Raw genomic sequence first — 9,185 nt, forward strand, 5'->3', positions numbered from 1 at the left:
GACATCGGAGTCCGTGCGGCCAGCAACCATACCATCGACACCTGTCGTGTCTCGGGCCCTCATCGTCGACAATGGCGGCCTCATCCGCATGAATGGGGCGGACATCCTGGAGAGTGCTGGTTTCCGCACCTTCGAGGCGAGCGACGGCAACAGGGCGACGGCGCTCTGCGACCGGACGTGCGCCCTCATCGTGCTGCCCTTCACCGGCGTGCAAATGCCGAGCTCGGACAACGGGTTCGCCTTGGTGACCGGACCGGTCCGCTTCTTGCTCACCCTCCCATTGCGGTGTGCACGCAAGCCGCCGAACCGGGAGATCCCGTATGCGTCGATCCCTGCACACGGATGAGGAGATCGCCTTTCTGCTGAACGAGGCCACGGGGGGCATACCGATCGCTGAGATCTGCGCGAGCGCCCATGTCTCCCTCGGCACCTTCTATCGCTGGCAGCGGCGACTCGGCGGGCTGAAGCCGGCCGGCGTGGCTCGACTCGATCAGGTCGAGCGTGAGAACGCCAGCCTCCGGGCAGAAGTGCAACGGCTCCGCGCAGCCTTGCTGGTGCAGGCGCTCCGGCCGAAACCGCAGCGGCCGGTCCCGACGGAGGGCGCAGCCCTGGCTCAGGGTCCGCGCCATCGCGGTGCCCAGGCCTGTGTCGGCCGGTTCGCGTTCGGACGAAGCGCGAACTGAGGCACAGGGGTCGGCGCGTCGAAGGCAGGTGCCTCCGGGCTCAGACCGTCCCGGACGAGGACGACTCGAGGGCCGACTTGGGCATGAGCATGTGCACGCCCTTGTTGCCGTCCACCGTCTGGGTGATCCGCAGATTCCCGGCCAGCGAGCACAGCATGTAGGCCTGGTTGCGGGTGAGGCTGGTGCGCGCGCAGACGAGGCGAACCATCTCGCGCACCGCCTGCCGCATGGCCTCGTCGAGACTCTCGTGCAGGCCGATCGACATCAGGTCGGTGGGCGTCTCGGCGAAGGGCCAGCCACCCGGGAGATCTTTGCGCACCGTGAGCCGGAACGTGCCGGTCAGCCCGGTTTCCAGGGCGGTGATGCACACCTCGCCGTCGCCCTGCACGCCGTGGCCGTCGCCCGCGTAGAAGCCGCCGCCGGCGTTGAACACCGGCAGGTAGAGGCTCGTGCCGATCCGCATCTCCTTGTTGTCCATGTTGCCGCCGAAGGCCCTGGGCACTGGCGTGCCGACCCGGCCCCAGGCGGCCGGCGGGGCGGTACCCAGGATGCCGAAGAACGGGTCGAGGGGCAGCTCCGTGCCCCAGGGCAGGCGGCAGACGCCGCGGGCCACGTCGATATCGGCGTGGATCGTCTCATAGTCGGTGAACTCGTCCGGCAGGGTGCCGAGCAGCGGCAGGATGGCCACAAAGCCCCAGTCGAGGCGGAACTTCAGATCGAGGATGTCGACCTGAAGCATGTCGCCGGGCTCGGCGCCCGCGACATGAACCGGTCCGGTGACAAAGTGCGGGCCGGCGCCGCGCTCCAACGTGTCGAGGGCGTGGAGAAGGTCGGCGGGCACCCGGGCGGGGTCGGGATGAAGCGACTCGCGCCCGCCCGCCGGGTGCGAGTGCAGGGTGACGGTGTCGCCCGATTGCACCGTCAGGACCGGCGCCAGCGCGGCGTCGAAGTAGCCGAGCACCATGGTCTCGGGCGTGGCGGGGATCTCGTGATGCGTGGACATGGCGTCTCCTTTCGGACGTCAGACGGCGATGTGCCGGGTGAGAGAATCGTGGCTCAGCACCCTGGGATCACCGCGCTCGACGACGCTACCGCGCGACAACACCACAACGGCATCGGCAACCCGGAGGGCGAAGTCGAGGTATTGCTCCACGAGCAGCACGGTGATCCGGCCCTTCAGCCCAGCGATCACCGCCTCGATGGCAGCGACGATCGAGGGCTGGATGCCTTCGGTCGGCTCGTCGAGCAGCAGGATACGGGGCCGGGTTGCCAGTGCCCGGGCGATGGCGAGCTGCTGCTGCTGGCCGCCCGACAGGTTGCCCCCCGGGCGGTGCCAGAGCCCGCGGAGAGGCGGGAACAGGGCGACGGCCTCGTCGACCGCGTCGGTCCGCTCCAGCCCGTGGGCCCGGGCCGCCACCCGCAGGTTTTCGGCAACGCTCAGGTCCGGAAAGATCTCGCGCCCCTGCGGCACGTAGGCGAGGCCCGCGCGGGCGCGCCGATCTGAGCCGAGGCGCGTGAGGTCGGTCCCGTCGAGGGCGATCCGGCCGCGGGTTTCCGGGATCAGGCCGGTGAGGCAGCGCAGCAGCGTGGTCTTGCCGGCGCCGTTGCGGCCGAGCACGGCGAGACAGGCCCCCGGCTCGACCGCGAGGCTGACGCCGCGCAGCACCTGCGCGCTGCCGTAATGCTGATCGAGTCCCTCGACGGCGAGGCGGGCCGGTGCCGGTGCATTCGTCATCGGCCGAGGAACACCTCGATCACCCGGGCATCGCCCCGCGCGCCCGCCATGCTGCCCTCATAGAGAGTTCGGCCCTCGTGCAGCACCGTCACCCGGTCGGCAATGGCCTCGACGAAGCCCATGTCGTGCTCGATCACCAGGATGGCGCGGTCAGGCCGGCGCAGGGCGCGGATCAGCGCAGCGGTGTGGGCGGTCTCGGAGTCGGACAGCCCGGCCACGGGCTCGTCGAGGAGGAGAAGCGCCGGTTCGGCGGCGAGCACCATCCCGATCTCGAGCCACTGCTTCTCGCCGTGGGCGAGGCTGCCGGCCAGCACCTCGGTGCGGGGGCCGAGGCCGATCTCGCCGAGGACGGAGGCGATGCGGGCCGGGCGAGCGCGGGCTGGCAGCGCGGGCCCACAGCCGATCTCCAGATTCTCCCGCACGGTGAGAGCCGGGAAGACGCTGGGCTTCTGGAACTTGCGCCGCACGCCGGCCCTGGCGATCTCGGCCTCGGAACGCTGGGTCAGATCGATCCGGTCGCCGAGCATAACCCGGCCGGAGACCGGCTTGGTGATGCCGGAGATCACGTCGAGAAGCGTGGTCTTGCCCGCGCCGTTCGGTCCGATCACGGCTCGCACCTCGCCGGAATCGACCGCCAGGGAAACGGAATCCAGCGCCTTAAAGCGGCCGAAGGCGACCGTCAGGGCATCGACCACGAGGGCGCTCACCGGGCGCCCCGCAGCCAGGTCGAGCGCGGACGCAGGGCCACGAGGTCGAGGAGCCCGTTCGGCAGGACCAGCACCACGAACAGCACGAGCCCCGACAGGATGAAGGGCCACGCCTCAGGCATCGCGGCGCTCAGCCAGAATTTCAGGCCGTTGACGAGGATGGCGCCGATCACTGCACCGCCTAGCCGCCCCAAGCCGCCGATCGCGACCCATACGGCGATCTCGATGGAGAGGTCGGGGGCCAGCACCCGCGGGTTGATGATGCCGACCTGCGGCACGTAGAGAATGCCAGCTAGCGCCGCGATCATCGCCGAGAGGCACCAGATCCCCAGCTTCAGACGGGTGGTGCTATAGCCGAGCGTGCGCAGGCGGGTCTCGTCATCGCGGCAGGCGAGCATCCGGCGCCCCGCCGCGCTACCGATGAGAAGGCGCGTGCCGGCGAGCACGGCCGCCAGCGTCAGCAGGGCGGCGACGGTGAGCCCTGTGACGACGCCGGGCGACCCCATCGGCCAGCCGAACAGCAGCGGGAAGCCGGTCATGCCGTTATTGCCGCCGAGCCCGGTATCGTTGCGGTACATCAGCAGCATCGCGACGTAGACGAGCGCCTGGCTGATGATCGAGAAGTAGACGCCGTTGACCCGCGAGCGGAACGAGGCGAGCCCGAACACGAAGGCAACCAGACCGGCGAGCGCCAGCGCGAGGACGAGGGCGTAAGCGGCATGGTCGAGGCCAACCCAGTAGGCCGGCAGGCTCTTCCACCCCATGAACTGTACGAAGTCCGGCAGCACGCCAGTCGTGGCCACGCCGTGCGCCAGGAGGTGCATGGCGCAGACATACCCGCCGATGGCGAAGAAAAGGCCATGCCCCAGGCTGAGGATCCCGAGATAGCCCCAGACCAGATCGAGGGACACGGCCAGGATCGCGAAGGCCGCGAACTGGCCAAGCGCATTGACGAGATATGGCGCGGGCGACGCCACCAAGAGCACCGCCGCGGCAGCAAGACAGAGCCCGACGAGACCGGCGATCAGGGGATCGCGAACGGCGCGCCGCGCCGGTCCGGCGGGGGAGGCCAGAGCGGTCTGCACGGCGCCGCTCATCGCCGCCGCCGCACAGCAAACAGCCCCTCGGGCCGGCGCTGCAGGAACAGGATGATACCCACGAGCACGATGACCTTGGCAGCGACCGCGCCGGAGATCGGCTCGATGAGCACGTTGGCGCCCCCGACCCCGAGAGCGGCCACCAGGGTCCCGAGGAGGCTGCCGACGCCGCCCAGCACCACGACCATGAAGCTGTCGACGATAAAGCCCGATCCCATGCCGGGGTTCACGCTGTAGATCGGGCAGAGCGCCACCCCGGCGAGACCCGCGAGGCCCGAGCCCAGCCCGAACGCGAGGCGGTCAACCCGGCGGGTCGGCAGGCCGAGGCAGGCGGCCATGTCGCGGTTCTGCGTCACGGCGCGGATATCGAGGCCGAGCGGCGTACGCCGTAGGATCAGAAGTGTCAGCACGACGGTCGCGGCCGCGAAACCGATAGCAAAGAGGCGGTTCCAAGTGACGACGAAGTCGGCGTAGAGCGGCACGCCGCCGCTCACATAGGCGGGCATGATGAATTGCAGGTTCTGCGTTCCGATCGTCACCCGCACCAGATTTACGAGGAACAGGCTCACAGCCCACGTGGCGAGCAGGCTCATGAGCGGCCGCCGGTACAGGTGGCGCAGGATCAGCGCCTCGACCACGATCCCCACCAGGGCGACCGCCAGAAAGGCCACGGGGATCGCCGCGACGAGGTAGAGGTCGAGCAGGCCGGGGGCGAGGCGTCGGAAAGCCTCCTGCACGCCGTAGGTGGCGTAGGCTCCGAGCATGATGAACTCGCCCTGGGCGAGATTGATCACGCCCATCAGCCCGAAGATGATCGCGAGCCCGGCCGCCGCCATGAACAGGATGCTGGCGAAGCTCAGTCCGTTGTAGACCACCGCGAGCCCATCGCCGATCGCGACCGCGCGCGTGACCCGGCTGAGCCCCGCATCGAGGGCCGCCCGGAAGGCCGGATCGGTGGTGTAGGCGGGATCGCTCCTCAGCGCCGTGAGCCGCGCCTCGGCGGCGCCCGACGGGCTCGCCGCCACCGCGGCGATCGCCGCCCGGCGCCGGGCCGGATCGGGTGACGACAGGGCGGCGGCCTGGGCGAGGCCGGCGATCGTCGCTTTGAGCCCCGCATCCGTCTCCGCATCACGCGCCCGGTCGAGCACAGCCGCCGGGACGGTGGCGACGCGCCGTTCCACGACGGACAGCCCGGCGCCGCGGGTTGCAGGATCGGGTCCGGACAGCAGGGCCACGACGCCGCGCGCGGTCTCGACGGCAGCCCGCTGGCGCAGGCCGAGGACCGGCACGCGCGCCTCTGCAGCTGGGCGCACCGCGCCGGTGAGCGCATCGTGCCCTTCGGGCGCACCTGGGCGATCGAGCAAGAGGGCGCCGTCCGCCGGGCAGGTCAGGCGGCGCTCTGCGAGCGCGCCGAGGAGCCGGCCCGCGTAGGCGAGGTCGTCGGCCGGCAGAACCCCGCCGGCCTTCACGAGGCCCTCGGCCCCGCGGACCTGCGCGGCGCCGTCCCCGCACAGATCCTGCTGGAACGCCGCGCGATCGAACGCCACCGCTGAGGTTGGGACAGCCCAGAGCCCGAGCCCGCAGAGCGCCAGGAGAGCGCGGAGCAGAGACCGCTTCGGATCAGCCATAGGGGCTGAACGGGACCGGTTTCGGAGCGTTCGGGGATTGCCAGAGCGCGTCGAAGCCGCGCTTCTCGTTGACCGAGCCGATGAACACGCCGCGAGAGACGTAATTGTTCTCCCCCGTCATAGTCAGCGTGTAACCGGACGGATCGTCGAAGCTCAGACCCGCAAAGGCTTTCCGCACCTCCGGCACTGCGAAAGACCCAGCTTTGGCGGCCGCGAGCGCCCAGAGATGGACGCTGTCATAGGCCGAGACCATTGGGTCGATCACCGTGTCGGCGCTGAACGGGACGTTCTTGGCCTTCACGTAGGCGGCCCAGTCGGCGAGGAACTTCTGGTTCCGTTCGCCCTTGGCGGCCTGGAGATAGGCCCAGCAATTCAAGTGGCCGACGAGCTTTCCGGTGTCGAGCCCTTCGAGGTCGGCCTCCACCATGTCGAGGCCGAGGATCGGCACGTCGGTGGCACTGATGCCCTGGTTGGCGAACTCACGCAGGAAGTCGGGGATCGAGGATCCCACCACGGTGAGCACCACGATCGCCTGGCCCCCAGGCTGGCTGGCGAAGCTGCGCACTTGGTTCACCAGCGTCTGGAAGTTCGAGAAGCCGAAGGGCACGTACTCCTCGCGCCATGCGCTCTCGGGGATGCCCTTGCTCTTCCAATACCCCTTGAGCTGCTTGTTGATCGTGCGCGGCCAGACGTAATCCGAACCGATCATGAAGAACCGCTTCGCCCCGACGCCGTCGGGGCCCATCAGGTAGTCGACCGCCGGCAGCACCGAACTCGCGGGCGGCGAGTTCACGTAGACGACGTTCTTGGAGTTCTCATCGCCCTCGAAGTGAAGCGGATAGAACAGCAACCCGTCATTCTGTTCGACGACCGGCAGCACCGACTTGCGCGATACGGAGGTCCAGCAGCCGAACAGGGCCGCGACCTTGTCCTGCTGGAGCATCTGCCGTCCGACCTGCGCGTAGAGCGGCCAGTCTGAAGCGGGATCGGAGGTCACCACCTCGATCTGGCGGCCGTTGACGCCGCCGCGCCCGTTCAGCTCATCGGCAGCCATCCGGACCACGTGGTTCAGCCGGCCCTCAAGATTGGCCATCGTGCCGGACGACGAGAACAGGCAGCCGAGCTTGACGGTGTCGGCCGCGAATGACGGTCGGATGAGGGCTGGTGCTGCAAGCAGCGCCGCCGTGCCGACGAAGCTGCGCCGCGTGAGATGCGTCATCGACCCCGAAGCTCCCGTGAAGGACGGGCCGATTGTCGACCGACGCATGGGAGACGGGAAGGTTAAAGAGACTGCAGGTCGGGGTGGGCGTTGCGCGTATTGACGGCACTTGTCCGCGCGATGTGCGGTCCGTAGCCGCGAGTGTCAAAATTGACGTTTCGAACAAGCACGCCCGGGGGACGCGCCGCATCTCACAGCCTGCACGAGTTGAAGCGGCGGCCGTGGAGCAATCGGATCTCGCGTTCGCGGAAGGCACGCTTCGCGTGACGTGGTCAGCAGCGCAGCGTCGCGCCTGGCACCAGCTGAAGGTTGGCGTGCGGTCGAGAGCGTGAGCTGACGGGTGGCCGGATCTCATCGACCGGCTTGACCCGGTCCCGAGCCACACCCCGATCCGAGTCCCTCTACGTCAGGATGCCGAAGGCGGTGTCGCCTTCGCGTACGGCCGCCCGGTCACCACCTGCGGCCAATTCGAAGATCCGCAGGTCGATCGCGTCGCCGGTGAACGGGATGAACGCCTTCCGAGCGTGCTTGCCGCAGCCGCCGAATGACGTCAGGCCGGTGGAGCGTTGCCGATCGGCCCAAGCCTTGCCGGTCTGCGGCGCGCGAAGGCGAGCAGGTGAAAGGTTTCCGCGATGTCTGGCGTCCGCCGCATTGGCCTCGTGCTCTGCCCGGATTTCGACTTCATGGGCTTGGCCGTGACCTCACCGTTTGCCGTCGCCAACCGATACGTCGCCGACACGACCTATGACATCCGCGTCCTGTCGGAGGCAGGCGGGCTCCTTCGCTCGGGATGCGGCCCCGCCGTCGCGACCGAGCGGTTGAGCGACCCGTCCGCCTTCGACACGATCATCGTCGCTGCGGGCATCAGCCTGCCCGAGCCGAGCCCGGATTTCGTCGCCTATCTGCGGGAGGCGGCCCGTTCCACGCGCCGCCTGGCGGGCCTGTGCCTCGGCGCCTTCGCGCTGGCCGATGCCGGCCTCTTGAGCGGGCGGCGCGCCACGACCCACTGGCGCTACGCACCGCAGTTCCGCGCGCGCTATCCCGACTGCGACCTCGACATCGACAAGATCTACGTCGCAGACGGCAATCTCTGGACGTCCGCCGGCATGTCGGCGGGCATCGATCTCGCCGTCGGCATGGTCGAGCGCGACCACGGCCGGCCGGTCGCCCGTACCGTTGCGCGGGGCCTGGTCATGGAGCGACGCCGGGCCGGGGGGCAGGCCCAGCATTCGGCCCTGCTCGACTTCGACGCGCCGAGCGACCGGATTCAGAGCGTCCTCGCCCATGCACGGCAGAACCTGCAACGCTCGCTGACGACGGACGACCTCGCGGCGGTCGCCTGCCTCAGCCCGCGCCAGTTCACGCGAGCTTTCCGGGCCGAGACCGGGGTCTCGCCGGCCAAGGCCGTCGAGGCCATGCGCGTCGAGGCCGCCAAGCACATGCTGGAGCAGAGCCGCCTGCCCATAGAGGAAATCGCCGCCGCAGCCGGCTTCGCCAACCGCGAGCGAATGCGCCGGGCGTTCCTGCGCGTCCAGGGCGATGTCCCGCGGGCAATCCGCCGGGCTGCCGGTCCGCTCGCCGTCGTCTGACGCCGCAGCATGTCCGAAAACGAGGCAACTATGACGTAGTGGGTGCCGGGACCGCTGCGTAAGCATGGCCTTGGGGGGACTGCTTACGGTCGGGGAGTCGCAGACATGGTGAGCCTGACGATCAATGGTCGCGACTATTCAGTCGATGCTGAGCTCGATACGCCGCTCCTTTTCGTCCTGCGCGACACGCTCGGCCTGACCGGCACGAAATACGGCTGCGGCATCGCCCAGTGCGGGGCCTGCACCGTCCATCTCGACGGGCAGGCGACCCGCTCCTGCCAGGTGCCGCTCGCGAGCGTCGGCACCCAGGCCATCACCACCATCGAGGCGATCGAGCAGGACGACGTCGGCCGGAAGGTCGTGGAGGCTTGGGTCGCGTTGCAGGTGCCGCAATGCGGCTATTGCCAGTCCGGTCAGGTCATGGCTGCAACCGCTTTGCTCAAGCAGACGCCGCACCCGACCGACGGCGACATCGCCGACGCGATGACGAACCTATGCCGCTGCGGAACCTACAACGCCATCGCCGC

Annotated in this window: 10 protein-coding genes; 4 read left to right on the forward strand and 6 right to left on the reverse strand. The window is 69.2% G+C overall.

From position 1 onward, the window contains the following. Positions 1–46: 46 nt before the first annotated feature. Both OXS27_RS27115 and OXS27_RS27120 read left to right on the forward strand, forming a co-directional pair. On the forward strand, positions 47–346 hold the full coding sequence (locus OXS27_RS27115; RefSeq protein ID WP_267360295.1) for a hypothetical protein: 300 nt from the start codon (positions 47–49) through the stop codon (positions 344–346). Further along, positions 321–683, forward strand: coding sequence for a transposase (locus tag OXS27_RS27120; protein ID WP_267360297.1), 363 nt, complete (start codon positions 321–323; stop codon positions 681–683). The genes OXS27_RS27115 and OXS27_RS27120 overlap by 26 nt, the downstream gene beginning before the upstream one ends. Before the next feature lie 40 nt (positions 684–723). On the opposite strand, the gene OXS27_RS27125 is transcribed toward OXS27_RS27120, so the two are convergent. From OXS27_RS27125 to OXS27_RS27150, 6 genes are read right to left on the reverse strand one after another with little or no spacing between them, the layout of a single operon-like run. Then, positions 724–1,686, reverse strand: a complete 963-nt coding sequence (locus OXS27_RS27125) for an acetamidase/formamidase family protein (RefSeq protein WP_243923099.1) — start codon at positions 1,684–1,686, stop codon at positions 724–726. Positions 1,687–1,704: 18 nt separating this feature from the next. Beyond that, positions 1,705–2,418, reverse strand: coding sequence for an urea ABC transporter ATP-binding subunit UrtE (gene urtE / locus OXS27_RS27130; RefSeq protein WP_267360299.1), 714 nt, complete (start codon positions 2,416–2,418; stop codon positions 1,705–1,707). Beyond that, complete coding sequence (locus OXS27_RS27135) at positions 2,415–3,125, reverse strand: ATP-binding cassette domain-containing protein (RefSeq protein WP_243923095.1); 711 nt, start codon at positions 3,123–3,125, stop codon at positions 2,415–2,417. The genes urtE and OXS27_RS27135 overlap by 4 nt, the downstream gene beginning before the upstream one ends. Continuing rightward, complete coding sequence (gene urtC / locus OXS27_RS27140; protein ID WP_267360301.1) at positions 3,122–4,222, reverse strand: urea ABC transporter permease subunit UrtC; 1,101 nt, start codon at positions 4,220–4,222, stop codon at positions 3,122–3,124. Before urtC ends, OXS27_RS27135 begins: the two co-directional genes overlap by 4 nt. Next, positions 4,219–5,850 carry an urea ABC transporter permease subunit UrtB gene (gene urtB, locus OXS27_RS27145; RefSeq protein ID WP_267360303.1) on the reverse strand — a complete coding sequence of 544 codons (1,632 nt, stop codon included), beginning with the start codon at positions 5,848–5,850 and terminating at the stop codon, positions 4,219–4,221. The genes urtC and urtB overlap by 4 nt, the downstream gene beginning before the upstream one ends. Continuing rightward, entirely contained in the window at positions 5,843–7,069 is a 1,227-nt protein-coding gene (locus OXS27_RS27150) for a transporter substrate-binding protein (protein ID WP_267360305.1), read from the reverse strand. Before OXS27_RS27150 ends, urtB begins: the two co-directional genes overlap by 8 nt. 632 nt (positions 7,070–7,701) lie before the next feature. Here OXS27_RS27150 and OXS27_RS27155 point away from each other — a divergent pair. Both OXS27_RS27155 and OXS27_RS27160 read left to right on the forward strand, forming a co-directional pair. After that, positions 7,702–8,658: a GlxA family transcriptional regulator gene (locus OXS27_RS27155; RefSeq protein WP_267360307.1), complete on the forward strand. Its 957-nt coding sequence runs from the start codon at positions 7,702–7,704 to the stop codon at positions 8,656–8,658. A gap of 105 nt (positions 8,659–8,763) precedes the next feature. Next, positions 8,764–9,185 (forward strand): (2Fe-2S)-binding protein (locus OXS27_RS27160; RefSeq protein ID WP_267360308.1); only part of this gene is annotated, 422 nt, incomplete at its 3' end.

The organism is Methylobacterium sp. GC_Met_3, assembly GCF_026540775.1.
In the GTDB taxonomy this organism is placed as follows: Bacteria; Pseudomonadota; Alphaproteobacteria; order Rhizobiales; family Beijerinckiaceae; genus Methylobacterium.